Source organism: Enterobacter sp. WP_7_1 (assembly GCF_003688535.1).
Classification (GTDB): Bacteria; Pseudomonadota; Gammaproteobacteria; order Enterobacterales; family Enterobacteriaceae; genus Enterobacter; species Enterobacter asburiae.
The window spans coordinates 1-26,904 of record NZ_REFK01000007.1 but is presented as its reverse complement, the minus strand read 5'-3'; the positions used below and the strand labels follow the sequence as shown (position 1 = coordinate 26,904).

At 56.8% G+C, this 26,904-nt stretch carries 22 protein-coding genes; 7 read left to right on the top strand and 15 right to left on the bottom strand.

The genetic code is table 11. The annotated features are described in order from the left end of the window. The first annotated feature begins 74 nt into the window (after window positions 1–74). Window positions 75–1,619, top strand: a complete 1,545-nt coding sequence (malF, locus tag BJ885_RS21105; protein WP_121932750.1) for a maltose ABC transporter permease MalF — start codon at window positions 75–77, stop codon at window positions 1,617–1,619. Between the two features lie 14 nt (window positions 1,620–1,633). Next, window positions 1,634–2,524 (top strand): maltose ABC transporter permease MalG, encoded by an 891-nt coding sequence (gene malG / locus BJ885_RS21100; protein ID WP_008500077.1) that lies wholly within the window; start codon window positions 1,634–1,636, stop codon window positions 2,522–2,524. Between the two features lie 97 nt (window positions 2,525–2,621). Here malG and psiE read toward each other — a convergent pair whose 3' ends face one another. Continuing rightward, complete coding sequence (gene psiE / locus BJ885_RS21095) at window positions 2,622–3,032, bottom strand: phosphate-starvation-inducible protein PsiE (RefSeq protein ID WP_000202963.1); 411 nt, start codon at window positions 3,030–3,032, stop codon at window positions 2,622–2,624. Window positions 3,033–3,128: 96 nt separating this feature from the next. On the opposite strand from psiE, the gene BJ885_RS21090 reads away from it, so the two are divergent. Beyond that, the gene (locus BJ885_RS21090) at window positions 3,129–3,581 is read left to right on the top strand and encodes an acyltransferase (protein WP_121932751.1); all 453 of its coding nucleotides are present in this window, start codon (window positions 3,129–3,131) and stop codon (window positions 3,579–3,581) included. 77 nt (window positions 3,582–3,658) lie between these two features. On the opposite strand, the gene BJ885_RS21085 is transcribed toward BJ885_RS21090, so the two are convergent. The 5 genes from BJ885_RS21085 to pgi all read right to left on the bottom strand — a co-directional run bounded on the left by BJ885_RS21085 (window position 3,659) and on the right by pgi (window position 9,450). Next, the gene (locus BJ885_RS21085) at window positions 3,659–5,755 is read right to left on the bottom strand and encodes a YjbH domain-containing protein (protein ID WP_029740624.1); all 2,097 of its coding nucleotides are present in this window, start codon (window positions 5,753–5,755) and stop codon (window positions 3,659–3,661) included. Next, window positions 5,755–6,492 (bottom strand): capsule biosynthesis GfcC D2 domain-containing protein, encoded by a 738-nt coding sequence (locus tag BJ885_RS21080; RefSeq protein WP_121932752.1) that lies wholly within the window; start codon window positions 6,490–6,492, stop codon window positions 5,755–5,757. The genes BJ885_RS21085 and BJ885_RS21080 overlap by 1 nt, the downstream gene beginning before the upstream one ends. Further along, window positions 6,489–7,127: a YjbF family lipoprotein gene (locus BJ885_RS21075; RefSeq protein ID WP_121932753.1), complete on the bottom strand. Its 639-nt coding sequence runs from the start codon at window positions 7,125–7,127 to the stop codon at window positions 6,489–6,491. The genes BJ885_RS21080 and BJ885_RS21075 overlap by 4 nt, the downstream gene beginning before the upstream one ends. 63 nt (window positions 7,128–7,190) lie before the next feature. Beyond that, window positions 7,191–7,433 carry an exopolysaccharide production protein YjbE gene (gene yjbE / locus BJ885_RS21070; protein WP_008503423.1) on the bottom strand — a complete coding sequence of 81 codons (243 nt, stop codon included), beginning with the start codon at window positions 7,431–7,433 and terminating at the stop codon, window positions 7,191–7,193. Between the two features lie 367 nt (window positions 7,434–7,800). After that, on the bottom strand, window positions 7,801–9,450 hold the full coding sequence (gene pgi / locus BJ885_RS21065; protein WP_048977787.1) for a glucose-6-phosphate isomerase: 1,650 nt from the start codon (window positions 9,448–9,450) through the stop codon (window positions 7,801–7,803). Window positions 9,451–9,824: 374 nt separating this feature from the next. On the opposite strand from pgi, the gene lysC reads away from it, so the two are divergent. From lysC to BJ885_RS21050, 3 genes are all read left to right on the top strand, one after another. Beyond that, window positions 9,825–11,174, top strand: coding sequence for a lysine-sensitive aspartokinase 3 (lysC, locus tag BJ885_RS21060; protein ID WP_023334126.1), 1,350 nt, complete (start codon window positions 9,825–9,827; stop codon window positions 11,172–11,174). Window positions 11,175–11,267: 93 nt separating this feature from the next. After that, window positions 11,268–12,212: a ketopantoate/pantoate/pantothenate transporter PanS gene (gene panS, locus BJ885_RS21055; RefSeq protein ID WP_121426209.1), complete on the top strand. Its 945-nt coding sequence runs from the start codon at window positions 11,268–11,270 to the stop codon at window positions 12,210–12,212. A gap of 50 nt (window positions 12,213–12,262) precedes the next feature. Next, complete coding sequence (locus tag BJ885_RS21050; RefSeq protein ID WP_023309994.1) at window positions 12,263–12,535, top strand: DUF3811 domain-containing protein; 273 nt, start codon at window positions 12,263–12,265, stop codon at window positions 12,533–12,535. On the opposite strand, the gene rluF is transcribed toward BJ885_RS21050, so the two are convergent. The 5 genes from rluF to metH form a co-directional block, all read right to left on the bottom strand. Next, window positions 12,536–13,408: a 23S rRNA pseudouridine(2604) synthase RluF gene (gene rluF, locus BJ885_RS21045; RefSeq protein ID WP_023309993.1), complete on the bottom strand. Its 873-nt coding sequence runs from the start codon at window positions 13,406–13,408 to the stop codon at window positions 12,536–12,538. It abuts the gene before it with no gap. 54 nt (window positions 13,409–13,462) lie between these two features. Then, entirely contained in the window at window positions 13,463–13,780 is a 318-nt protein-coding gene (locus tag BJ885_RS21040) for a CcdB family protein (RefSeq protein WP_121932754.1), read from the bottom strand. After that, a complete protein-coding gene (locus tag BJ885_RS21035; protein WP_032662656.1) occupies window positions 13,780–14,073 on the bottom strand; it encodes a type II toxin-antitoxin system CcdA family antitoxin in 294 nt (97 codons plus the stop codon). The genes BJ885_RS21040 and BJ885_RS21035 overlap by 1 nt, the downstream gene beginning before the upstream one ends. 95 nt (window positions 14,074–14,168) lie before the next feature. After that, window positions 14,169–15,800 carry a Na/Pi cotransporter family protein gene (locus BJ885_RS21030; protein ID WP_023309990.1) on the bottom strand — a complete coding sequence of 544 codons (1,632 nt, stop codon included), beginning with the start codon at window positions 15,798–15,800 and terminating at the stop codon, window positions 14,169–14,171. Window positions 15,801–15,916: 116 nt separating this feature from the next. After that, complete coding sequence (gene metH / locus BJ885_RS21025; protein ID WP_121932755.1) at window positions 15,917–19,600, bottom strand: methionine synthase; 3,684 nt, start codon at window positions 19,598–19,600, stop codon at window positions 15,917–15,919. A 193-nt stretch (window positions 19,601–19,793) separates the two neighbouring features. Between metH and iclR the strand changes: the two genes are divergently transcribed. Beyond that, window positions 19,794–20,624: a glyoxylate bypass operon transcriptional repressor IclR gene (gene iclR, locus BJ885_RS21020; RefSeq protein ID WP_038417708.1), complete on the top strand. Its 831-nt coding sequence runs from the start codon at window positions 19,794–19,796 to the stop codon at window positions 20,622–20,624. Between the two features lie 130 nt (window positions 20,625–20,754). Here the strand turns inward: iclR and aceK are convergent, their stop codons facing one another. From aceK to metA, 4 genes are all read right to left on the bottom strand, one after another. Beyond that, the gene (gene aceK, locus BJ885_RS21015; protein ID WP_121932756.1) at window positions 20,755–22,494 is read right to left on the bottom strand and encodes a bifunctional isocitrate dehydrogenase kinase/phosphatase; all 1,740 of its coding nucleotides are present in this window, start codon (window positions 22,492–22,494) and stop codon (window positions 20,755–20,757) included. 51 nt (window positions 22,495–22,545) lie between these two features. After that, window positions 22,546–23,850 (bottom strand): isocitrate lyase, encoded by a 1,305-nt coding sequence (gene aceA, locus BJ885_RS21010; protein ID WP_029742132.1) that lies wholly within the window; start codon window positions 23,848–23,850, stop codon window positions 22,546–22,548. A gap of 31 nt (window positions 23,851–23,881) precedes the next feature. Further along, the gene (aceB, locus tag BJ885_RS21005) at window positions 23,882–25,483 is read right to left on the bottom strand and encodes a malate synthase A (protein ID WP_121932757.1); all 1,602 of its coding nucleotides are present in this window, start codon (window positions 25,481–25,483) and stop codon (window positions 23,882–23,884) included. Window positions 25,484–25,753: 270 nt separating this feature from the next. Next, a complete protein-coding gene (gene metA / locus BJ885_RS21000; RefSeq protein ID WP_024906663.1) occupies window positions 25,754–26,683 on the bottom strand; it encodes a homoserine O-succinyltransferase in 930 nt (309 codons plus the stop codon). Between the last annotated feature and the right edge of the window lie 221 nt (window positions 26,684–26,904).

Sequence of the window (26,904 nt, the reverse complement as noted above, 5' to 3'; positions counted from 1 at the left end):
ATCCGCACGCCCTCACCCCGGCCCTCTCCCCCAGGAGAGGGAGAAAAGATCAAACGTTGTAGAGGAAGAACCCCATGGATGTCATTAAAAAGAAACGCTGGTGGCAAAGCGACACGCTGAAGTGGTCAGCGATAGGTCTGCTGTGTCTGCTGGTGGGTTACCTTGTTGTTTTAATGTACGTACAAGGGGAATATCTGTTCGCCATCATGACGCTGATTTTAAGCTCTGCTGGCCTGTATATTTTCGCTAATCGTAAAGCCTATGCCTGGCGCTATGTCTACCCGGGCGTGGCCGGGATGGGGCTGTTTGTCCTGTTCCCGCTGATTTGTACCATCGCCATTGCGTTTACCAACTACAGCAGCACCAACCAGCTTGCGCAGGAACGCGCGCAGCAGGTTCTGATGGATCGCTCCTATCAGGCAGGCAAGACCTTTAACTTCGGCCTGTATCCTGCTGGTAACGAGTGGAAGTTAGCGCTTACTGACGAAGCAAGCAGCAAATACTATGTCTCCGACGCGTTCAAATTTGGCGGCGAGCAGAAGCTGGCCTTAAAAGAGGCACAGGCCCTGCCGGAAGGTGAACGTGCCAACCTGCGCGTTATTACCCAGAACCGTCAGGCGCTGACCCAGCTCACCGCCGTGCTGCCAGACGAAAGCAAAGTGACCATGAGCTCGCTGCGCCAGTTCTCCGGTACGCAGCCACTCTATACCCTGGCGGACGACGGCACGCTGACCAACAACCAGAGCGGCGTAAAATATCGTCCGAATAACGACATTGGTTTCTATCAGTCCATTACTGCCGACGGCAAATGGGGTGATGACAAGCTCAGCCCTGGCTATACCGTCACCATTGGCTGGGACAACTTTACCCGCGTGTTTACCGACGAAGGCATTCAGAAACCGTTCTTCGCCATCTTCGTGTGGACGGTGGTCTTCTCGGTGCTGACGGTGATCCTGACCGTGGCCGTGGGCATGGTGCTGGCCTGTCTGGTCCAGTGGGAATCCCTGAAAGGCAAAGCGATTTACCGCGTGCTGCTGATCCTGCCGTATGCCGTACCGTCGTTTATCTCGATTCTGATTTTCAAAGGGCTGTTTAACCAGAGCTTCGGTGAAATCAACATGATGCTGAGCGCCCTGTTCGGTATCAAACCGGCCTGGTTCAGCGACCCGACCACCGCTCGCTCGATGATTATCATCGTGAACACCTGGCTCGGTTATCCGTACATGATGATCCTGTGCATGGGCCTGCTGAAGGCTATCCCGGACGATCTGTACGAAGCCTCGGCGATGGACGGCGCGGGCCCGTTCCAGAACTTCTTCAGGATTACGCTGCCGCTGCTCATTAAGCCGCTGACGCCGCTGATGATTGCCAGCTTCGCCTTTAACTTTAACAACTTCGTGCTGATTCAGCTGTTGACCAACGGCGGCCCGGACCGCCTTGGCACCACGACGCCAGCAGGCTATACCGACCTGCTCGTGAGCTACACCTACCGTATCGCCTTCGAAGGCGGCGGCGGCCAGGACTTCGGTCTGGCGGCAGCGATTGCCACCCTGATCTTCCTGCTGGTAGGCGCTCTGGCGATTGTGAACCTGAAAGCCACACGTATGAAATTCGACTAAGGAGGGCATCGATCATGGCAATGGTACAACCCAAATCTCAGAAACTGCGCCTCCTGGCGACGCACTTAGGCCTGCTGATTTTCATCGCGGCGATCATGTTCCCGCTGCTGATGGTTATCGCCATCTCCCTGCGTTCGGGTAACTTCGCGACAGGGAGCCTGATCCCGGACGAAATCTCCTGGGAGCACTGGAAGCTCGCGCTGGGCTTCAGCGTGGAACATGCGGATGGCCGCGTCACGCCGCCGCCGTTCCCGGTGCTGCTGTGGCTGTGGAACTCGGTGAAAATTGCAGGCATTACCGCCATTGGTATCGTGGCGCTGTCCACCACCTGCGCCTACGCCTTCGCCCGCATGCGTTTCCCGGGCAAAGCGACGCTCCTGAAAGGGATGCTGATTTTCCAGATGTTCCCGGCCGTGCTGTCGCTGGTGGCGTTATATGCCTTGTTTGACCGTCTGGGCCAGTACATACCCTTTATCGGTCTGAACACCCACGGCGGCGTGATCTTCGCCTATCTTGGCGGTATCGCACTGCATGTCTGGACCATCAAAGGCTATTTCGAAACCATCGACGGCTCGCTGGAAGAAGCGGCCGCGCTGGATGGCGCAACCCCGTGGCAGGCGTTCCGCCTGGTGCTGCTGCCGCTGTCGGTGCCAATTCTGGCGGTAGTATTTATCCTGTCGTTTATCGCTGCGATCACCGAAGTACCGGTTGCCTCACTGTTACTGCGTGATGTGAACAGCTACACCCTGGCCGTAGGTATGCAGCAATACCTCAACCCGCAAAACTACCTGTGGGGCGACTTTGCCGCGGCGGCCGTGCTTTCCGCCATCCCGATTACCGTGGTGTTCCTGCTGGCGCAGCGCTGGCTGGTCAACGGCCTGACGGCGGGCGGTGTGAAAGGTTAAGTTTCATTTTGTTATACCACTGCAACCCTCAACTTTAGACGTATTGTATTGACCCAACTTGTGACTGTTGTTAGGCGCTCTTCGGAGCGCCATTTTTTTATTCGCGTTTCAGCCGCTTCGAGTTGCACAGCCAGAGGGTGATCACCAGCAGCAGGATCGCCGCCGAGTAGATCAGCACGTCGAGCGGGGATTTATGATCGACGATGATCAGCCGAACTATCGCAGTGATCCCAATGTAGACAAAATAACGCAGCGGGAAGTGAAAGCCGGACTGAAAGTACTTCACAATCAGGGCAATAAATTCAAAGTAGAGAAAGTAGACCACCAGGCCTTCCACCAGCGCATATTTGCTGGTTTGTTCAGGGGCGAACAGTACATCCGCCAGATGCACCGTCTCTTTACCCAAAAAGACGACCAGTATCAGGCCAAGGCTCAACAGACCGAGGTTCAGCACGGTCTGGAGGATAGTTGAGATAAACTCAACGCGCGGGCGAGTCAGGGATGTCATACAGCACCTCATTCTCCAGGGCGAGGTTCCTGTATAACGCAAAAATGTGACGGGGATCTATATTTTTTAATTATGTTTTATGTAGGAAGAAAACCGATGGAGCGTAAACAAACCGGGGTTCGCAACGTGAGCTGTGGCGACAATGTGATCGTATATGAACCTGCTAACCTTTACGACTGTGTGCTGGGCAATGGCGTATTCGTCGGCCCGTTTGTTGAAATCCAGGGCAATACGCGCATCGGTGACGACTGCAAAATCCAGTCGCACACCTTCATCTGCGAGTATGTCACTATTGGTAAGCGTTGCTTTATTGGCCATGGCGTGATGTTTGCCAACGATATGTTTCGGGAGGGAAAACCGAACGCCGACCGAGAGAGCTGGGGCCATATTACCGTGGGGAATGATGTTTCGATAGGCAGTGGAGCGACCATTCTGGCGGTATCCATCTGCGACGGTGCGGTGATTGGTGCAGGGAGCGTGGTAACAAAATCGATCGTCGAGAAAGGTGTCTATGCCGGGAACCCGGCGAGGCTACTGCGCCGCTTGTGATTCGCCCGGTGGCGCTGCGCTTACCGGGCCTACAAAATAGCAGGCCGGGCAAACGCAGTGCCGCCCGGCGTGAAGCATCAGCGGAAGTTAATGTTCTTATCGCTCGTCATGTCATACAGCTGGAACTTACGTCCAAGCTGCTGACCCCCGTCACGCGTCAGCGGCGTCCAGCCCACTGCCGCGCGGCTGCGGGTTGGGCCTGACGAGAACAGATCCAGCGGAATCGACACGTAGACCCCTTTGGTGAAGTCCCCTTCCCCGTATTCGTCCGGCGAGACGTTGGTGATGGTGGCGTAGCCGCCCACCACGACGCCGCTGTCGAAGTGTTTAGAGATATCCAGCGTACCGCCCTTATCGCCCGCCAGATACTGGCCGACGCTGGCTTTCACCAGCACGTCAGGGGCAAACGACGGCGTCCAGTAGGCGGTCAGATGGCCCGTTTTGACACTGTAGTCGGTGAACTTCATCATGTCCTGCGCGCTGCGCCAGTCGCGCTGCTTGACGTAGTTGGCATCCACCCCGAACGCCCAGTTACTGTCGACAGGACGATAAAGCACTTCCGCCCCCGCGCCGCCGTACATGGTTTCCAGATACCCGCCGTACACCTGGCCGTAGAAGCCGTTGCCGAAGTACTGGAAGTAGTTGGCCTGCAGGTTATTCACGTAGGCATCGTTCTGTACGTACTCACGCACGCGGGTACGCACGCGCGGCAGCGTCGAGTCTTTTGGCGGGTTGGTGTAGTTGAATTTGTCGTAGTTGTTAGCGATGTTGCCGAACAGGCTGCCGGTGGTCAGCAGGTGGTCGGTGACCCACAGATCCGCTGTCGCCATCACGCCCAGCTGATACATGTAGAAGTTTTCAGGCCCGCCGACGGACTGGTTCAGCACCGGATCGATATGGAAATCGAAGCGCGATTTGTCGATATACCAGCCCTGCTCGGTGGTGTCCGGCACCACGGGCTCGATGCGTTTTTGCACCAGCTCGGTTTCATGCCCGAGCGGCTCGCCTTCCAGATGGCGCTTGAGGCTGGCAACGTCCGTTTCGGTTGTGACCTGCGGCAGGTTGAGACGGTTCTCCGTCACGCGGATCGTGCGGATCCCCTCCGGCAGATCGTTCATAACGATCCGGTTGGCGCGTTCGATCCCTTCGCGCGAGTCGCGGTATTTCACCTGCTCGCCGGTGACGTAAAGCGTATCGCCTTTGGTCTGAATCTTCGGATCCGCCAGACCGGCATTGTATTTCAGCAGCGTCAGCTGGTTTGCCACCACGGAGTGCTGCAGAATCGCATCCTGCGGCTCCGGCCGGTATGCAGGGCGCGCGTTATCATTGTAGTGCGGCCGCATGTCGTTAAAGTTGGTGCGCAGCGTAAAGCCAAACATCACCGTATTGCCGCGCTCGTAGCTGAGGTTAACGTCGGCCCAGTCGGTGACGCGATAAATGGCGCCGACGTTAAACTTGCTCTTCTGCTCAATCTTCCCGGCGAAGTCGTGCGAGTAGTCATTCCCTTCATACTCCAGCTTCAGGCGTAATGGCTGCCAGGGCGTTTGATACTCTACGCCGCCAAACAGCGATGCCGGGCCGTGGAACATCTGATCCCCGTTGATGGAACCGGCTTTTTTGTAGCTGTTATCGCGATAGCAGTATTTGTCGCTGTAGGAGCAAAACGGGTTTTTCACGTTACCGCTGGTGCCGAGATAGCCCCATCCCAGGCCGAGCGAGAAGTCGAACGGGCCCCAGGCTTTGCTGGCCACGATGTATTCCGCATCAAACAGACCGGTACCACCGATATCTTTGGCGCCCACGGACACCTGCGGCATCCAGTAGCTCTCTTCCCACAGGCGCAGCTTGACGTCGAAGGCTTTATCTTTGTAGGTCTGATCGCCGGAGAACGCCTCAACGCTGCTGTATTGTTTCGTACGCACGTCGGTATAGCGCAGCGTGGTTTCAAGCCACGGGAACAGCTGTACCGAGGCGGAGTAGTAGCGATACTGGTCGTTATCACGGTAGTTAAGGCTAATTTCCCCTTCGCGCGCCATACGCGCGGTGGGCGTTTGCAGTAAACCGACGCCGCCGAAGTCTGACTGAGACGGGCCAATGGGTGCCGGATACGTTTCTGCATGGCAGGCGGCACTCACGCAGAGCGCCAGCATGCTGTAGAGATAGGTTTTTTTCATTATTCCGGTATCCGCTGAATCAGGGAGTGAAGGATATCGGCGTTAAGCCCGTCATACGCCTTCGTCCAGAAATGGTCGGCAAAACCGACAAAAATGATGCTGCCCGGCATAGGTTCGATATGCCGTTTATTCCAGTAAGCGACGGGGGCTTTTTGTGTGTGCCCGTCAGGGTAAACCACCCAGGCGTAGCTGTTATCGGCACCGCTAAGCAGGCTCTGCTCGTCGAGGTAGCTCGCCACGTCACGACCGGGCGTAAAGGGCTTTTTACCCGGGCTGCTGATAAGCCCCATCACGGTCACCGTCGTCGGCTGCACCGGCAGCCAGAGCGTATACTCCCCTTCAAGCGTGGGGTTGCCCTTTTCCGTGACGCGCACTTCATCGGGATCAAGATTCACGTTCTGACGGCCCGTCACCTTCAGCGCCTGCAGCTGCTGGCGTACGCTGTTAATGGCCGCCGCGTCGTCGCCATCTTCCTGCTCCGCTAACCCCGTCAGCCTGGCAAGGAGCGCCTTGTGCTGTTGTTCCGCTTCAGCTGTCTTCTGACGTTCAGCGATGACTGCCCCCGGCCACCAGCTGTTGGCGAGTCTTGGCTGTCCGACGAGATCGAGCAGATGCTCGGCGTGGGTTAAGGTTTTGGGTTTTTCACTGTCCGGCGTGTAGACCTTCACAGTTCCTGCGGACCATGCCAGCGGCGCGGCAAGGCTGGCGAGAAGCGCAACGTGGATGAGCGTTTTCATGATTTCGCCGCCTTGATCAGGGTGGTTTTCACCGGGAAGAATCCGGCACCGAGATACTGCAGGGACTGGCGGATCTGCCCTTCCTCGTCGATCCAGAAGCGGTTGTGCCAGGTGGCCTGGTCGGTGGTGACTTCTTCATCCAGCACGCGAACATGGGTTTCGTCGCTGCCGACTTTCACGCTGTCCGTGCCGTCCCAGCGGAAGGTCGAGCGTGCCGTGGCGTAACGCACCTGCTTATGTTCAGTCCAGCCCATCGTGCGCGTCCAGCTCACGCCGTCGACGATCTGGTTCGGCTCGATCAGCGGATCGGCAGCGATGTTATTCACTTCCAGCAGGTTGTCGCCGCCCAACAGGGTTTTCACGATACGGCCATGCTGCGTCACGATGGTGGCCTGATCCTGCGTCACCCATTTCTGCTGCCCGTTTTCATCGAAAGCGAGCACCACAAACAGCTGCGGGCCATCGTTTAGCTGCATGTACTGACTGGCATAGGGCATGTTTTGAAGTTCTTCATCGGTCAGATGTACGCCCGGTGTACCGAACATGCTTTCCCACAGTGAGTTTCCCAGCCCTTTAGTGGTGGCCGAGCACGCCTGCAGCAGCAGGCAAATCAGAATGATTGCAGGTCGCTTCACGACTCTTCTCCGAAGGGGCGAAATAACCACACCGAAGTGTGGTTATGATTAAAACACCCGCTATTACTGGGTGCTGGTTGTCGTGGTGGTCGTGGTTCCGGTATTGGAGCCATCACCGCCACCGGTTGCCGCCAGCGCGACACCCACGGCTGAACTTACGGTGCTGGCGCTGGCTGCGGTAGAACTACCCGCAGACGCAGACGTCGCAGCCGAACCTGCCGCTTCCCCGACCTGAACCGGAGCTGCATAGACAGATGTCGCCGCAAGCGCAGATATGGCAAAAATGCCATACAGTACTTTCTTCATAACAATTTCCCTTCAATGAATGAATGGAGATTTGCCCGAAAAGAATTTCAGGCGGAATCGAGTATACACAACTAGTGCCGTGGGTTTGCCGTAAGGGGAAATAGGGATGGAGTTTTCGGATTAATGGTTAAAATGGAAATGAAAGACAAATAACATAAATATATTATGGATATAAATCAATATGTTATAATATAAGCATATTAATGGACCACTACGTATTTTCTTAAAATAAACCGCAGCAATTAACGGGTTAAGCGTCTTTTTCGGATTAAACTCAGATTCAGAATTTGAGTTAACTAACAGACATCAGGAATTATCCGATAAAAAAATGCCGGCATTAAGCCGGCACGTTTTCATGACGTTTTAATTACGCGCGCCATGCTTTATAACGGTTGATCAAACCATTTGTCGAGCTGTCATGGCTGGCAATCGCTTTATCATCACCCAGCTCTGGCAGAATACGGTTTGCCAGCTGTTTGCCCAGCTCAACGCCCCACTGGTCAAAGGTGAAGATGTTCAGGATGGCGCCCTGCGTGAAGATCTTGTGCTCGTACAGGGCAATCAGCGCGCCCAGGCTGAACGGCGTGATTTCGCGCAGCAGGATGGAGTTGGTTGGGCGGTTGCCTTCGAACACTTTGAACGGCACAACGTGATCCAGAGTTGCAGGATCTTTACCCTGGTCACGGTATTCCTGCTCAACCACTTCGCGGGATTTACCGAACGCCAGCGCTTCGGTCTGCGCGAAGAAGTTCGACAGCAGCTTCGGATGGTGGTCGGACAGCGGGTTATGGGTGATAGCCGGGGCGATGAAATCGCACGGTACCATTTTGGTGCCCTGGTGGATCAGCTGGTAGAAGGCATGCTGACCGTTGGTGCCCGGCTCGCCCCAGATGATTGGGCCAGTCTGGTAATCCACCGCGTTGCCGTTACGGTCAACGTATTTACCGTTGGATTCCATGTTGCCCTGCTGGAAGTAGGCTGCGAAGCGGTGCATGTACTGGTCGTAAGGCAGGATCGCTTCGGTTTCAGCGCCGAAGAAGTTGTTGTACCAGATACCGATCAGCGCCAGCAGCACCGGCAGGTTTTTCTCTGGTGCGGTCGTGGAGAAGTGTTTATCCATCGCGTGCGCGCCGGAGAGCAGCTCAACGAAGTTGTCGAAGCCCACGGACAGGATGATGGACAGACCGATCGCAGACCACAGGGAGTAGCGGCCGCCAACCCAGTCCCAGAACTCGAACATGTTCGCGGTATCAATGCCGAACTCGCTGACCGCTTTACCGTTGGTAGACAGCGCCGCGAAGTGTTTCGCCACGTGCTTGTTGTCGCCCGCGGTTTTCAGGAACCAGTCGCGCGCGCTGTGGGCGTTGGTCATGGTTTCCTGAGTGGTGAAGGTTTTGGAGGCAACCAGGAACAGGGTGGTTTCCGGGTTCACGTTCTTCAGCACTTCGGCGATGTGGGTACCATCGACGTTAGACACAAAGTGCATATTGAGGTGGTTTTTATACGGACGCAGCGCTTCGGTCACCATGAACGGACCGAGGTCAGAGCCGCCGATACCGATGTTAACCACGTCGGTGATCGCTTTGCCAGTGTAGCCTTTCCAGCTACCGGAGATGATCGCTTCGGAGAAGGTTTTCATCTTTTCCAGCACCGCGTTCACTTCCGGCATGACGTCTTTGCCGTCAACGATGATTGGCGTATTGCTACGGTTACGCAGGGCCACATGAAGCACGGCACGGTCTTCGGTACGGTTAATTTTCTCACCGGAGAACATGGATTTGATGGCGTCGGCAAGCTCGGTTTCTTTCGCCAGATCCTGCAGTTTTGCCAGCGTCTCTTCGGTAATGCGGTTTTTGGAGAAATCCACCAGCATCAGGTCGTCGAAGGTCGCGGAGAACTTAGAGAAACGATCGGCATCCTTCGCGAACAGATCCGCGATGGTGACGTCTTTCATTTCATCAAAATGTTTCTGGAGTGCCTGCCAGGCAGCGGTCTGCGTTGGGTTGATGTTTTTCATTAGCAATACTCTTCTGATTTGAGAATTGTGACTGCGGTCGATTGTAGCGCCTGCAAATAAAAATTGTGATGGTTTTTATGCCATTGCCCTGGCCTGCATCAAACACAGGTGAAAAGACCCGAAAAGTATAGCTGCTGAAGTGCCCTCCTGGGGCGGCGAAATGTCGCCCAAAACAGGCTAAAATGGAGCATAAAATATGGCCCTGTTATAAGTCCTGTTTCTCAGGGGTACCCCCCCATAAAAAATCCGCATAATCCCAGCATTGACAGGACCTCCCCCGCATTTTATTTATAGGGCCGTATTTTGCGCCTGCACCTGTTTTCGTTTCACTCTTGTGCCAAGGTCGCTTATTCATTCCCTGACACGAGGTTGTTATGACGAGTTTTGTGGTCGCCAAATTTGGCGGCACCAGTGTGGCCGATTACGATGCCATGAACCGCAGCGCCGATGTGGTGCTGGCCGATCCGAATACCCGCCTGGTGGTGCTCTCAGCATCCGCCGGCGTGACGAACCTGCTGGTTTCTCTGTCTGAAGGACTGGAAGCGACAGAACGTTTCGTGAAGCTGGATGCACTGCGCAAAATTCAGTTCGACATTCTTGAGCGTCTGCAGAACCCGAACGTCATCCGCGAGGAAGTGGAACGTCTGCTGGAAAATATCACCACCCTGGCAGAAGCTGCCTCTCTGGCCACCTCCACCGCCCTGACCGACGAACTGGTCAGCCACGGCGAGCTGATGTCCACCCTGCTGTTTGTGGAAATCATGCGCGAGCGTAACATTCAGGCGCAGTGGTTTGACGTGCGTAAAGTGATGCGTACCAGCGATCGCTTTGGTCGCGCCGAGCCGGACGTTGAGGCGCTGGCGGAGCTGACCAATCAGCAGCTGGCACCACGCCTGGCCGACGGTATCGTGATCACCCAGGGCTTTATCGGCAGTGAAGCGAAAGGCCGCACCACCACGCTTGGTCGCGGCGGCAGCGACTACACCGCCGCGCTGCTGGGCGAGGCCCTGCATGCAACGCGCGTGGATATCTGGACGGACGTTCCGGGCATTTACACCACCGACCCGCGCGTCGTTTCTGCGGCTAAACGTATTGATGTGATCGCCTTTGAAGAAGCCGCGGAAATGGCCACCTTCGGCGCGAAAGTGCTGCACCCGGCAACGCTGCTGCCGGCCGTACGCAGCGATATTCCGGTCTTCGTGGGTTCCAGCAAAGATCCGAAAGCGGGCGGGACGCTGGTCTGCAAGAAAACCGAAAACCCACCGCTGTTCCGCGCCCTGGCCCTGCGCCGTCGCCAGACGCTGGTGACGCTCCACAGCCACAATATGCTGCATTCCCGCGGATTCCTGGCGGAAGTGTTTGGCATTCTGGCGCGCCACAATATCTCGGTGGATCTGATCACCACCTCTGAAGTGAGCATTGCGCTGACGCTGGACACCACCGGCTCTACCTCCACCGGCGACACGCTGCTGACGCAGTCTCTGCTGATTGAGCTTTCTGAGCTGTGCCGCGTGGAAGTGGAAGAAGATCTGGCGCTGGTTGCCATCATTGGCAACAAGCTGTCGCGCGCCTGCGGCGTGGGTAAAGAGGTGTTCGGCGTGCTCGACCCGTTCAGCATCCGCATGATCTGCTACGGCGCATCCAGCTACAACCTCTGCTTCCTGGTGCCTGCCGATCAGGCTGAGCAGGTGGTGCAGAAACTTCATCAGAATTTGTTTGAATAAAATTCGTTAGCACGATAAACAATACCTATAAGCCGGGCACAGACCCGGCTTTTTCATAACTAAACAACACGACAATACTGCAAGGAATCCACTATGTTATCCGTCATCACACGGCTGTTCCCGTTATGGGCGCTGCTGCTCTCCGTACTCGCGTATTACACCCCCGCCACCTTCACGGGCATTGGTCCGTGGGTCGCCACGCTGCTGATGCTGATCATGTTCGGTATGGGCGTGCATCTGAAAATCGACGACTTTAAACGCGTGCTGTCTCGCCCTGCGCCCGTCGCAGCAGGGATCTTCCTGCACTACCTGGTGATGCCGCTTGCGGCGTGGCTGCTGGCGATGGCCTTTAAGATGCCGCCCGATCTCTCCGCCGGGATGGTACTGGTAGGCAGCGTGGCCAGCGGCACGGCGTCCAACGTCATGATCTACCTGGCGAAAGGCGACGTGGCGCTCTCCGTCACGATCTCGTCCGTTTCCACGCTGGTTGGCGTCGTTGCCACGCCGCTGTTAACCCGCCTTTACGTGGACGCGCATATTCAGGTGGACGTGATGGGCATGCTGCTCAGCATTCTGCAAATTGTGGTGATCCCGATTGCGCTGGGGCTGGTCATTCACCATCTTTTCCCGCGCGTGGTGAAGGCCGTTGAACCGTATCTGCCCGCGTTTTCGATGGTCTGCATTCTGGCGATCATCAGCGCCGTGGTGGCGGGTTCCGCATCGCACATCGCCTCCGTGGGCTTTGTGGTGATCATCGCGGTGGTGCTGCATAACACGATTGGCCTGCTGGGCGGCTACTGGGGCGGGAAGCTGTTTGGTTTTGACGAATCGACCTGCCGCACGCTGGCAATCGAGGTAGGCATGCAGAACTCCGGCCTGGCGGCGGCGCTCGGCAAAATTTACTTCTCCCCGCTGGCGGCCCTGCCTGGCGCGCTGTTCTCCGTCTGGCATAACCTCTCCGGCTCGCTGCTGGCGGGCTACTGGTCCGGCAAACCGATTGATGAACAAACGAAAAAAGATGCGGTGAAGCAGGGTTAATTTACGCGGCTTGCTTTACACTGAAGCCTCTCTATCAGGAGGCTTCAGCAATGGCTACACCACGTTTGACCCAGAAAGACATGACGGAAGCCGAGCAGCGCGAACTGAAAACGCTTCTCGACCGCGCCCGTATCGCCCATGGCCGCACGCTGACGAACGCCGAAACCAATCAGGTGAAAAAAGAGTACATCGATAAGCTGATGGCGCAGCGTGACGCCGCGGCGAAAAAAGCCCGCAAGCTGAAAAAAGAGCAGGCTTATAAACCCGATGCAGAGGCGACCTTTTCCTGGTCGGCCACAACGTCTACCCGTGGAAGGCGCTAATCAGCGCCCTTTCTTTTTGCGCCCCGGCTGGGTAAAGCGTTTTCCATTACCCGGCTTGCCTCGCCCCTTATCTTCCGCCTGCGGCGCCTTCACCACCGGGCGCTTAATCGCCTGGGTTTTCGGTTTTGCTTTGGCCTTCGGCTTCGCTTCGGACGAGGAGTTCTCGATAAGCTTGAAGAGTTCAATCAGCTCGTCATCCGTTAAATCGCGCCACTCGCCCAGCGGGATGCCGGACAGGCTGACGTTCATGATGCGCGTGCGTTCCAGCTTCGTCACTTCATAACCGAAGTGTTCACACATGCGGCGGATCTGGCGGTTCAGGCCCTGCACCAGCGTAATGCGGAACGCGAACGGCGCTTCTTTCTTCACCTTACACTTTTTCGTGACGGTACCGAGGATCGGCACCCCGGCGCCCATGCCGCGAATAAATTCGTCCGTGACCGGCTTATTCACCGTCACAATGTACTCTTTCTCGTGGTCATTACCGGCACGCAGAATTTTGTTGACCAGATCGCCGTGGTTGGTGAGGAAAATCAGCCCCTGTGAGTCTTTATCCAGACGGCCAATCGGGAAGATACGGCTGCTGTGGTTCACGAAATCAACGATGTTGTCCCGCTCACCGTCTTCCGTGGTGCTGACAATCCCAACCGGTTTGTTCAACGCGATAAACACCAGGTCTTCAGCATCACGCGGTTCGATGACCTGACCATTCACTTTAACCACATCGCCAGGGACCACCTGGTCGCCGATGGTGGCGCGTTTGCCGTTAAGAAACACGTTACCCTGTTCAATGTAACGGTCAGCCTCGCGACGTGAGCAGATCCCGCTCTCGCTAATGTATTTGTTTAATCGGGTTGATTGAGTTGGCAGCATAGTTTCTCCTGTGAAGGGCGAAATATACCTTACCTTGCGGCTGACAAAAAAGTGTTAGTAGCCGTTGATCAAAAAATCGAGTGCATCCCGCAATGAAGCCCGGTTTTGCGTAAGATCGGCAACACGCTCACCTAACTCTTTTGGCGATATGCCAGCCATCATGTGCATCATGACCGCGCAGGGCTTACCCGCTATCTCAACGACAGGGCACACTTTCGCAGGCGGCTGAATGCCTCCCAGATGGCTAAGCTCAACTGCTGGTGCGACCAGGACATGCTTCATCACATTGGCCACGGGATGCTGCATATTGATTAGCCAGGGATAGGCAGTTTTCCCCTTACCCTCATTCTCATAAGCAAAATATTGTTCCATCAGAACGATCTCTGAGAATCACTAAAGGAGCCGTTTTCATCAACCCACTGGTTAATGGCCTCAATAGAAGCTTTATTTTCTGCTAACCACTCTGCGCGCTGATGCGCCCGAAACTGCTCCTGCAGCGCAGCCGTGAGTACAGCAGAGAGATTAAGTTTAAGCCGACGCGCCTCTTCAAGGATTTCTGGTGCTAACGACACATTGACTGATTTTTTGATGCCATGAGTAGCGCGCATGAGAACCCCCATCGGAATGCGCATGAATTGGCGAAGTGTAGCGTAATAAACGAGCATTTTCTATTCCCTTCAAAATGTAAGGTCTGAAGAGTAAATGGCGCTTTATAAGGTGTCACGCCCCGCAAAACGGTTTTGCGAGGCGCTTTCAGAGATTAATACTCATCCCGCTCGTCGTCTTCATCCGGCTGTTCCATCACGCTGTACGCTACCGCGCAGAACAACGAGTTGAGACGCTTCATATCCCCCAGCAGCCCCAGATGCAGGGAGCTGGTCTCGATGCTCTGCACGTTCTGCTGGTGCAGACGCTCAACGTGGGCGTGCGAGTAGCGGCGGTTCAGAATGCGGAAACGATGCTTGTTGCGACGCAGGCGGCGCGCGCTCGGCACGTCGCTGGAGAAGAAGACCAGCATCGCCAGCTTGAGGTTGCTGACCAGCTGTTCGTGCAGCGCTTCCAGCTCCTTCAGGCCTTCACCTGAAAATGCACGACGCGCGGCAAGGGATTTGTCAGCGATCTCGCTGCCCATACGCTCAACGATATCCGAGGCCTGCTCAAGGTTAAGCGACATTTCGATGATTTCCGCCCAGCGGCGGGACTCCTCTTCCGCCAGCTCGTCCTGCGGCATACGCGCCAGGTAAAGCTTAATGGCGGTATAGAGCACGTTGATATCGTCCGCCAGTCTGCGCAGTTCTTTCTCTTCACGCGGCTCGCCGTGCATCACCTTTTGCAGGCCTTCGAGCATGGTTTCCATTGCGTCGCCCATGCGCAGCGTCTCGCGCGCGGCATTCGCCAGCGCCAGCGCCGGGGTATCCAGCGCGGAGGTATCCAGGTGCTTCGGCTTCAGGCGCGCATCCAGCTCCGGTTCGTCCTGAATGAGGCGTTCGCAGAAGCGGGCCATCGGCGCGGCAAAAGGCACCATTGCCAGGCAGCGCACCAGGTTGTAGAACACGTGGAAGTAGATCACCAGCTCCGCCTTCGGCAGCGGAAGGTTGTCCATCAGGTTCGCCAGCGGGTGAACGAACGGCAGAATAATCAGGCTGCCCACCAGCTTAAACAGCAGGCTGCCGAGAGCCACGCGGCGGGCGGCGGCGTTGGCCGCGCTGTTATTGAGCATCGCCAGCAGGCCGGAGCCGAGGTTGGCCCCGATTACCAGACACAGCGCCACCGGGAAGGAGATCGCCCCTGTGGCGGTTAAGGTCGCCGTCAGAAGAACCGCCGCCAGGCTGGAGTAGCTGACGATGGCAAACACCGCGCCAATGAGGGCGTCAAGCATGATGTCCCCGGTCAGGGAGGCAAAGATGACCTGCACGCCGTTGGCCTCGGTGATTGGGGTGACCGCCTGCACAATCAGCTCCAGCGCCAGCAGGATCAGCCCCAGGCCTATCCCTACGCGCCCGAGCTGTCCGGCGCGCGTCTGCTTGCGGCCAAGGAAGAAGATGACGCCGATAAAAATCAGCAGCGGCGACAGCCAGGAGAGATCGAAGGTCAGGATACGCGCCATCAGCGCGGTACCTACATCCGCCCCCAGCACAATCACCAGCGCCGGGGCGAGCGCGACCAGATCCTGCGCCACAAAGGAGGTGACAAGCAGGGTCGTGGCGTTACTGCTCTGAACCAGTGCCGTTACGCCAATGCCCGCGCAGAAGGCGAGCGGCTTCTTCTCAACGCTGCTGCTGAGAACGGTACGTAAGCGCGCGCCAAATACGCGCATCACGCCGGTACGGACGATATGGGTGCCCCATACGAGCAGTGCGACTGCAGAGAGCAGGTGTAACAACGTCAGCACGGAAGCTTTTCCTCCTTATCGTTATTCGTTTTCCATAGGTTCAGTATAAGGGTTTAAACGTAAGAAAGAGACAGGGCGCCCAATGAGCGCCCTGTTTGTTGTAAGGAAAAGTGATTTTAGTCGGCGTCGTAGCCGAGATTTGGCGCCAGCCAGCGCTCCACTTCAGACACGCTCATCCCTTTGCGCAGGGCGTAATCTTCAATCTGATCCCGCTGCAGCTGCGCCACGGCAAAGTACTTGCTGTCCGGATGGCTGAAGTACCAGCCGGAAACTGACGCGCCGGGCCACATGGCGAACGACTCGGTGAGCTTCATGCCGGTATGGGCTTCCACATCCAGCAGCTTCCAGATGGTGCCTTTTTCGGTGTGTTCCGGACAGGCCGGATAGCCCGGCGCCGGGCGAATCCCCTGGTAGTTTTCGCGGATCAGATCCTCGTTGCTGAGGTTCTCATTCGCCGCGTAGCCCCAGTGCACCTTGCGCACGCGCTCGTGCAGGTACTCGGCGAAGGCTTCCGCCAGGCGGTCGGCAATCGCTTTTACCATGATTTTATTGTAATCATCGTGCTGCGCTTCGAACGCGTCCGCCAGCGCATCTTCTTCGAGACCGCCGGTTACCGCAAAGGCGCCGATATAGTCGGCTTTACCACTCAGCTTCGGCGCGACGAAATCGGCCAGACAGTAGTTGGCAAAGCCCACTTTCTCCGTTTGCTGGCGCAGGTGGCGGCTGACCGCCAGCACGTGGGTGCGGGTTTCATCGCGGTAGATTTCTACGTCGTCGCCCACGCGGTTCGCCGGGAACAGGCCCACCACGCCGCGCGGATTGAGGGTTTTCTCTGCGCTCAGCGTGTCGAGCATGTCGTTGGCGTCTTTAAACAGGCGCTTCGCCTCCTCGCCGACCACCTCATCTTCCAGGATGCGCGGATATTTGCCCGCCAGCGACCAGGTCATAAAGAACGGCGTCCAGTCAATGTAGTTGCGCAGCGTCTCGATGCTGGCCGTCACGTCCTGCACGCCCAGACGGTGCGCCACCGGCGGCGTGTAGCTGGACCAGTCGAAGGCCAGATCGTTGTCGCGCGCCGCCTGTAGCGAAACAGGCGGGGTGCGCGGCTTCTTACGGCCGTGCTGGATGCGGACGGTTTCGTACTCTTTGCGGGTGCGCGCCACAAAATCGTCGCGCTGGGTGTCGGAGAGCAGCGCGGAGACCACGCCCACGGTGCGCGAGGCGTTCTGCACGTACACCGTCGGGCCGCTGTAGTTCTGCTCGATTTTCACCGCCGTGTGCGCTTTCGAGGTGGTCGCCCCGCCAATCAATAGCGGAATGGTGAAGCCCTGTCGCTCCATCTCTTTTGCCACGTTGACCATTTCGTCCAGCGACGGCGTAATCAGGCCGGAGAGGCCAATCAGGTCGGCGTTCACCTCGCGCGCGGTCTTGAGGATTTTGTCCGCCGGGACCATCACGCCGAGGTCGATAATCTCGTAGTTATTACACTGCAGCACTACGCCAACGATGTTCTTGCCGATGTCGTGCACGTCTCCCTTAACGGTGGCGATAACCATCTTGCCGTTGCTGGAGCCTTTCTCTTTGCTGGCTTCGATGTAGGGTTCCAGATACGCCACTGCCTGCTTCATTACGCGGGCGGATTTCACCACCTGCGGCAGGAACATTTTACCCTCGCCGAACAGATCGCCGACCACGTTCATGCCGTCCATCAGCGGGCCTTCGATCACCTCAATCGGGAGGGCTGCCTGCTGGCGCGCCTCTTCGGTATCGAGCTCGATAAATTCGGTGATGCCTTTGACCAGCGAGTATTCCAGACGCTTTTTCACGTCCCAGGAACGCCACTCGGCCTGCTGAACGTTTGCCGCCTCATCCGATTTGCTGCCGCGGTATTTCTCCGCCAGGTCCAGCATGCGCTCGGTGGCGTCGTCGCGGCGGTTAAGGATCACGTCCTCGACGGCGTCGCGCAGCTCGGCAGGGAGATCGTCGTAAATCGCCAGCTGGCCGGCGTTAACGATCCCCATGTCCATTCCGTTGCGGATGGCGTAGTAGAGGAACACGGCGTGGATCGCTTCGCGCACCGGGTCGTTGCCGCGGAACGAGAACGACACGTTCGACACGCCGCCGGAGATCAGCGCATGCGGCAGCTCGCGCTTGATGTCCTCACATGCGCCGATAAAGTCCTGGGCGTAGTTGTTGTGCTCTTCAATCCCGGTCGCGACGGCGAAAATGTTCGGGTCAAAAATAATGTCTTCCGGCGGGAAGCCCACCTCTTCGGTCAAAATCTTGTACGCGCGGCGGCATATCTCAATTTTACGCTCGCGGGTATCCGCCTGACCCACCTCGTCGAAGGCCATGACCACCACGGCGGCTCCGTAGCGGCGGACCATCTTCGCGTGGTGGATAAAGATATCAACGCCCTCTTTCATCGAGATAGAGTTGACGATGCCTTTACCCTGAATGCACTTCAGCCCTTTTTCGATGACCTCCCACTTGGAGGAGTCGATCATGATCGGCACGCGGGCGATGTCCGGCTCGCCGGCGATCAGGTTGAGGAAACGCACCATCGCCGCTTCGGCGTCGAGCATCCCCTCGTCCATGTTGATATCGATAATCTGCGCGCCGCTTTCCACCTGCTGGCGGGCAACGTCCAGCGCTTCGCTGTATTTCTCTTCTTTGATCAGGCGCTTGAACTTTGCGGAACCGGTGACGTTAGTACGCTCACCCACGTTCACAAACAGGCTGTCGTCGCCGATGGTCAACGGCTCAAGACCGGAAAGGCGACAGGCAACCGGAAGCTCGGGCAGCTTGCGCGGCGGCAGTCCGGCCACGGCGTTGCTCATAGCCGCGATGTGCTCCGGCGTGGTGCCGCAGCAGCCGCCAACGATGTTCAGGAAGCCAGACTCGGCCCACTCGCGGATTTGCGCCGCCATGGTGTCGGCATCGAGATCGTATTCACCGAACGCGTTCGGAAGACCGGCGTTCGGGTGGGCGGTGACGTAGCATTCCGCGATGCGGGAAAGCTCCTGCACGTACTGGCGCAGCTCATCCGGCCCCAGCGCGCAGTTCAGGCCAAAGGAGAGCGCTTCGGCGTGACGCAGGGAGTTATAAAACGCTTCGGTTGTCTGACCGGACAGGGTACGGCCGGAGGCGTCGGTGATGGTGCCGGAAATCATGATCGGCAGGTCAACGCCCAGCGCCTCAAACTCCTCTTTCACCGCGTAAATCGCGGCTTTGGCGTTGAGGGTGTCGAATACGGTTTCAATAAGGATCAGATCGGAACCGCCTTCCACCAGCGCCCTGGTCGATTCACGGTAGGCCGCAACCAGCTGATCGAAGGTGATATTACGAAACGCCGGGTCGTTGACGTCTGGTGAAATCGACGCGGTGCGGTTCGTCGGGCCAAGCACCCCGGCAACGTAGCGAGGCTTGTCCGGCGTGCGGGCCGTCCACTCGTCGGCGCAGGCGCGCGCCAGCTTCGCGGCTTCCAGGTTGATTTCCGCCGACAGGGATTCCATCTGGTAATCCGCCATGGCGATGGTTGTCGAGTTAAAGGTGTTGGTCTCAACGATATCCGCACCCGCTTCGAAGTAGGCGTTGTGGATATCCTTAATAACGGACGGCTTGCTGAGCACCAGCAGGTCGTTGTTCCCTTTCAGGTCGCAGGGCCAGTCGGCAAAGCGTTCGCCGCGGAAATCGTCTTCACTCAGACGATACCCCTGGATCATGGTGCCCATGCCGCCGTCCAGCACCAGAATTCGTTCATTTAACTGCGCACGCAGTTGCTCTACTTTGCTGCTCACACTTGCTCCCGACAACGCTCAACAAGGCCAAAAGGCTGCGTTCCATACTGGCACAATCTCGCAGGGTGGAAAAGTCGCACAGCTGTAACATGAGACATGTTCACCATCACTCCTCCGATCAGTCAGGATAACGGTTGCAAATTCACCAAATAAAACGAAAATGATTTCCACGATACAGAAAAAGGAGATCGTCATGGTCGCGACCGTTCCCGCTAAACGCGGCAGAAAACCTGCTGCCACCACCGCCGCCGCACAACAGGGCGGACAGGTTCAATCGCTCACGCGCGGTTTGAAGCTGCTGGAGTGGATAGCCGAGTCGCACGGCAGCGTGGCCCTGACGGAGCTGGCCCAGCAGGCTGGACTGCCGAACTCCACGACGCACCGCCTGCTGACCACCATGCAACAGCTGGGCTTTGTCCGCCAGGTCGGCGAGCTGGGGCACTGGGCGGTGGGCGCGCATGCGTTTATCGTCGGCAGCAGCTTCCTGCAGAGCCGCAACCTGCTGGCGATTGTGCACCCGATTCTGCGCAAGCTGATGGAGGAGTCCGGCGAGACCGTAAACCTGGCGGTGCTGGACCAGAGCGACCACCAGGCGATTATCATCGACCAGGTGCAGTGTACGCAGCTGATGCGCATGTCCGCACCGATTGGCGGCAAGCTGCCGATGCACGCCTCCGGGGCGGGGAAAGCGTTTCTCTCCCAACTGAGCGAGGAGCAGGTGACGGGGCTGCTGCACCGTAAAGGGCTGCACGCTTATACCCACGCCACGCTGGTGTCGCCCGTGCATCTGAAAGAAGATCTGGCCCTGACCCGCAAGCGCGGCTATTCGTTTGATGATGAAGAACATGCCCTGGGCCTGCGCTGCCTCGCGGCCTGCATTTTTGACGAGCACCGCGAGCCGTTTGCCGCGATCTCCATCTCCGGTCCGATTTCGCGGATGACCGATGACCGCGTGACCGAGCTGGGTGCGCTGGTGATTAAGGCGGCGAAAGAGGTGACGCTGGCGTACGGTGGGATTCGCTAAGTTGGGTTCCGGCGGATATTCGGACCGTAGGCCCGGTAAGCGCAGCTCCACCGGGCGATGGGGTTGCACTGCGGCCTGATGCCCTCACCCCGGCCCTCTCCCACAGGGAGAGGGAGAAAACATGATGTCCTCATCCTGCGAGAGAGGGTGTAAACCTAATGCAAAACCTCTGCTTGCGGCGGTAAGCGTACACATCTTCGACATGCCCATTTTTGATCCGCGTTTGCAGTCCGCGCCAGTAGCTGGCGCGGAACAGATCCTCATGCATCTCTTCGAATAGCGGCCCGATGCGCGGGTCGGCACACAGCCAGTGGCGAAACTCCTCAGGAAACACATCGCCCGGCGAGACGCTGTACCACGGCTCACCTGAAAGCTCATCTTCCGGGTAGCGGGGCTGTGGTATATCGCGGAAATTCACTTCGGTCATGTAGCAAATTTCGTCGTAATCGTAGAACACCACCCGCCCGTGACGGGTGACGCCGAAGTTTTTAAACAGCATGTCGCCCGGGAAAATATTGGCGGCGGCAAGCTGGCGAATCGCGTTGCCGTATTCTTCAATGGCATCCCGCAGCGCCTGGCCTTCAGACTGCTCAAGCCAGATATTCAGCGGCACCATGCGGCGCTCAATGTAAAGATGGCTAATCACGATTTTGTCACCCAGATCGGTGATTTTCGCGGGCGCTTCCTGCATCAAAAGCGTCATGAGCGCCGGGTCGATCTGCTGTTTATCCAGCACAAAATTTTCGAATTCCTGGGTATCCGCCATGCGCCCGACGCGATCGTGCTCTTTGACCAGCTGATAGCAAGCGCGGACGTGCGCGGCGGTCATCTCTTTCTGCGGCGCGAATCTGTCTTTAATCACCTTAAAGACCCGATCGAAACCCGGCAGCGTAAAGACCAGCATCACCATACCGCGAATGCCTGGCGCTTCGATAAACTGCTCGTCGGCCGTGGTGACATAGCGCAGGTACTCCCGGTAGCTTTCCGTCTTGGCGTGCTTCTGACAGCCAATCGCCATATACAGCTCGGCGGTAGTTTTGCCCGGCAGGATCTCGCGCAGCCACTCCACCAGGGCGGCAGGCAGCGGGGCGTACACCATGAAATAGGACCGGGCGAAGCCAAACACGATGCTGGCCTCGGCGCCGGTGGTCAGGCAGGTATCGACAAACAGTTCCCCGTCGTCGGTACGGTGAATGGGCAGCAGAAACGGCACAATGGCGGTCGGCGTAACCAGTTTGCCCACCAGCCAGGCGGCTTTATTACGGTAGAAAAGCTCGTTGGCCACCTGCAAATGGCTGTGGCTAAGCACCTCCGCGCCGAAGTTTTCGTTGAGATGGGTGTGAATATAGTCGATATCCCGGGCTTTATTCTCCCAGGGCAGGCGCAGCGGCAGATCCGTTAGCACGCGGTGCAGGAGCTTTTCCCAGCCGCGGTCGGGAAAGAAATCTTTCGCCAGCGGGCGTGGAATGGTTCGAAAGCGTCGCTCGGGCTGGGAGCTGAAGATAAATAACCGCTCAGGAGATAGTGAGCGGTGGTCAAATAACCGGCAATAGACGGAGTTGAAAAAGCTCTCCGCAATTTCGAAGCGCGGGTAGTCGGGTAACAAATGGGTGTAGTGCTCCTTCACGCGCAGTAAAAAATCCGCGTCGGGACTTTTACCGTCGGTAATACAGCGCAGCTGCTCCACCACCAGACCCACGTGGTGATCGTAGAGATGGATACGCTGCTTCATGGCCTGTTGAACCGCATGCCAGTCTGCATGTTCGAAGCGCTGCTGCGCGCCGGATGTCACTTCAAGAAAACGACCATACTGGGCATCGAAGCCCTGCAAAATAGTTTGGGCAATCAGCAATTCCAGGCCACGCGACATATATTCCCCCTCACCCCAACCCTCTCCCCGAGAGGGGAGAGGGGGAAAAGATTAGAACTGTGCTTCTTCCGTTGAACCCGTTAAGGCGGTGACGGAGGAGGTACCGCCCTGAATAATCGTGGTCACATTATCAAAGTAGCCGGTTCCCACCTCCTGCTGGTGAGACACGAAGGTGTAGCCGTCTTTGCCCGCGGCAAACTCCGGCTGCTGCACCTTCTCAACGTAGTGCTTCATGCCCTCGCCCTGCGCGTAGGCGTGCGCCAGGTCGAACATGTTGAACCACATGCTGTGGATACCTGCCAGGGTAATGAACTGGTATTTGTAGCCCATATCGGACAGCTGCTGCTGGAAGCTGGCGATCGTTTTGTCATCCAGCTTTTTCTGCCAGTTGAATGACGGCGAGCAGTTATAGGCCAGCAGCTTGCCCGGATACTTCGCGTGGATGGCGTCGGCAAAGCGTTTTGCCAGCGCCAGATCCGGCGTGGAGGTTTCACACCAGACCAGGTCCGCGTAAGGCGCGTACGCCAGGCCGCGGCTGATCGCCTGTTCAATGCCGGCATGGGTACGGTAGAAACCTTCGCTGGTGCGCTCGCCGGTGATGAACTCGCTGTCGTACGGGTCGCAGTCAGAGGTGATCAGGTCCGCCGCGTCTGCATCGGTACGGGCAATGACCAGCGTCGGCACGCCGAGCACGTCAGCAGCAAGACGCGCGGCAACCAGCTTCTGAATCGCTTCCTGAGTCGGAACGAGCACCTTACCGCCCATGTGTCCGCATTTCTTCACTGACGCCAGCTGGTCTTCGAAGTGAACGGCCGCTGCACCGGCCTCAATCATCGATTTCATCAGCTCGAAGGCATTCAGCACGCCGCCGAAGCCTGCTTCCGCATCCGCGACGATCGGCAGGAAGTAGTCCGTAAAGCGCGGATCGCCAGGTTCGATACCGGCAGCCCACTGGATCTGATCCGCACGGCGGAAGGTGTTGTTGATCCGATCCACCACCGACGGCACGGAGTTAGCCGGATAGAGCGACTGATCCGGGTACATGCTGGACGCCAGGTTTGCGTCCGCCGCAACCTGCCAGCCGGAGAGGTAGATAGCTTCAATACCGGCCTTCGCCTGCTGCAGCGCCTGACCGCCGGTCAGCGCGCCGAGGCTGTTGATATAGCCCTTTTTGGAGCCACCGTGCAGCAGCTTCCACATTTTCGCCGCACCGTTCTGTGCCAGCGTGCATTCCGGATTGACCGAGCCGCGTAATTTCACCACTTCCTCCGCGCTGTAAGGACGGCGGATACCTTCCCAGCGAGGCTGTGTCCACTCTTTCTTCAACTCTTCGATTTGTTGGGTACGGGTTTTCATGTGCAGATGCTCCATATTGTTATGTGGTGAGTTACGCCAGGAAGCGGTAGCCCGGCAGGGTCAGGAAGTCGATTAAGTCATCTGATGTGGTGATTTGCTCCATCAGGCGCGCAGCGTCGTCAAAACGTCCGCTGCTGAAGCGGTGTTCGCCCAGCTCGTCCTGGATCACCCGCATCTCTTCGGCCAGCATCTGGCGGAACAGAGATTTGGTCACGGGTTTGCCGTTGCTGAGCGTTTTTTGATGGTGGATCCACTGCCAGATGGAGGTACGTGAGATCTCCGCCGTCGCGGCATCTTCCATCAGGCCGTAGATAGGTACGCAGCCGTTGCCGGAGATCCACGCTTCGATGTACTGGACCGCGACGCGGATATTGGCACGCATGCCCTCTTCCGTACGCTCGCCCGCGCACGGTGCCAGCAGCTGTTCTTCAGCCGTTGGGGCATCGTCTTCACGCGTGACAAACAGCTGGTTTTTGTTGTCGCCGAGAACGCGGTTAAAGACCTCCATCGCCGTATCGGCCAGGCCGGGATGGGCAATCCACGTGCCGTCGTGACCGTTACGGGCTTCAAGCTCTTTGTCGGCTTTCACCTTGTTGAGCACCTGATTGTTCCGCTCTGCGTCTTTGCTCGGGATAAATGCCGCCATGCCGCCCATCGCAAAGGCGCCGCGCTTGTGGCAGGTTTTGATCAGCAGACGCGAGTAGGCGCTCAGGAACGGTTTATCCATGGTCACGACCTGGCGATCCGGCAACACGCGGTCAGGATAGTTTTTCAGGGTTTTGATGTAGCTGAAAATATAGTCCCAGCGTCCGCAGTTCAGGCCGACAATGTGGTCGCGCAGGGCGTGCAGAATTTCATTCATCTGGAACACGGCTGGCAGCGTTTCAATCAGCAGCGTGGCTTTGATGGTGCCGCGCGGCAGGTTGAAACGATCTTCCGCGTAGCTGAACACTTCGCTCCACCAGGCCGCTTCCTGCCAGGCCTGTGTTTTTGGCAGATAGAAATAAGGGCCGCTGCCTTTTGCCAGCAGGTTCTTGTAGTTGTGGAAGAAATAGAGTGCGAAATCAAACAGGCTGCCCGGAATGGCTTCCCCACGCCAGGTGACATGTTTTTCAGGCAGGTGCAGGCCGCGTACGCGACAGATCAGCACCGCCGGGTTCGGTTTGAGCTGGTAAATTTTGCCGGCTTCGTTGGTATAGCTGATGGTGCCGTTCACGGCGTCGCGCAGGTTGATCTGCCCCTCGATGACCTTACGCCAGTCCGGCGCCAGTGAGTCTTCAAAATCGGCCATAAAGACTTTAACGTTGGCGTTCATGGCGTTGATCACCATTTTGCGCTCTACCGGACCGGTGATCTCAACGCGACGATCCTGTAAATCTTCAGGGATGCCGCGGATTTTCCACTCTCCGCGACGAATGGAAGCGGTTTCCGAAATGAAGCCAGGCAACTTGCCATCGTCAATTTCCTGCTGCTGATGAATGCGTGCTGCCAGCAGCTTATTACGCTGCGGCGTAAAGCGGGTCACCAGTTCAGTCAGAAATTCTACCGCTTCCGCCGTCAAAACCTGCTGTTCTTGCTCGCTATACGGCTGGGTAAAGGCCAGTTCATCGACCGTCGTTGCCTGTTGAGTCATTACTCTGCTCCTCATCAAAGATCCAAAATCACGCCCCCGATGCGAACGAAAGATCGTTGGGTAGTTTTCGCTCAGCAGAATTAAGACTATCTATATTTTTTCTAAAATCAAAAACAATTTCCATTTTAATTTCCAATTGCAATTAATTGTCTGATTTTATTGGAATTAAAGTTTTATTGAATGGTGAGCGACATTTCGGAAATAAAAAAGGCACCCGAAGGTGCCTGATTTGAATAGCTGAAACGCTTTAGGATCGTTTAGTGCAGAAGATTACTCCAGCGTCGGATTCATGTGTCGCAGATCGTATGGCGTGATCTGGTAGACGTAATAGTTGAGCCAGTTAGTAAAAAGCAAATTCCCGTGGCTGCGCCAGGTTGCTCTCGGTTTGTTTTGCGGATCGTCTTTCGGGAAATAGTTGTACGGTACATCCGGATTAAGACCCGCTTCGACATCGCGGAAATACTCTGACGCGAGGGTATGCGGATCGTACTCAGGATGCCCGGTCACAAAAGCAATGCGTTTATCCTTGCTGGCAAACAGGTAAGCATCCCCGTCTTCCGTTTCGGCCAGGATCTCCAGATCGGTGTAATCACGAATCAACTGGGCCGGGAAATCGGCGTAGCGCGAATGCGGGGCCAGGAAGGAGTCATCGAAACCACGCGTCAGCAACGCATGTGGGTGAAGAATGTGGTGTTCGTATACGCCGGAGAGCTTTTCAGTGCGGGTTTGCTTGGGGATGCCATAAAGAATATTCAGCGCGGCTTGTACCGCCCAACAGACAAACAATGTGGACGTAACGTGATCTTTTGCCCACTCTAGCACCTGTTTGATCTGCGGCCAGTAGGCGACATCGTTAAATTCAACCAGACCGAGCGGCGCGCCGGTCACGATCAGTCCGTCGAAGTTTTCCCCCTGAATATCATCGAAATTACAGTAGAAGTTGTTCAGATGCTCAGAAGGCGTGTTACGTGACTCACGGGCATCAATTCGCAGAAGCTGAATATCAACCTGCAGAGGGGAGTTCGACAGAAGACGCAGGAACTGGTTTTCTGTTTCGATCTTTTTTGGCATCAGATTGAGAATAAGCACCTTCAGCGGGCGAATTTCCTGACCTGTCGCACGCGAAGCCGTCATCACGAAGACGTTTTCTTCACGCAAGAAATTGACGGCTGGTAGCTCGTCCTGCACCCGAATCGGCATAACTTTATATCCTCACAGCATACGTATAAACGTTTAGACATCCAGACAGCTAACGATACCCAGAAATGGTTTGAATGTCGAGTCTGCAAGCAGAAGGTGAGAAAGTTTCAAGGAAGGGGAAAGACAAAAGCAAAAAACCCCGCACCTTACGGTACGGGGTTCTTCTATTTGATGCCTGGCAGTTCCCTACTCTCACATGGGGAGACCCCACACTACCATCG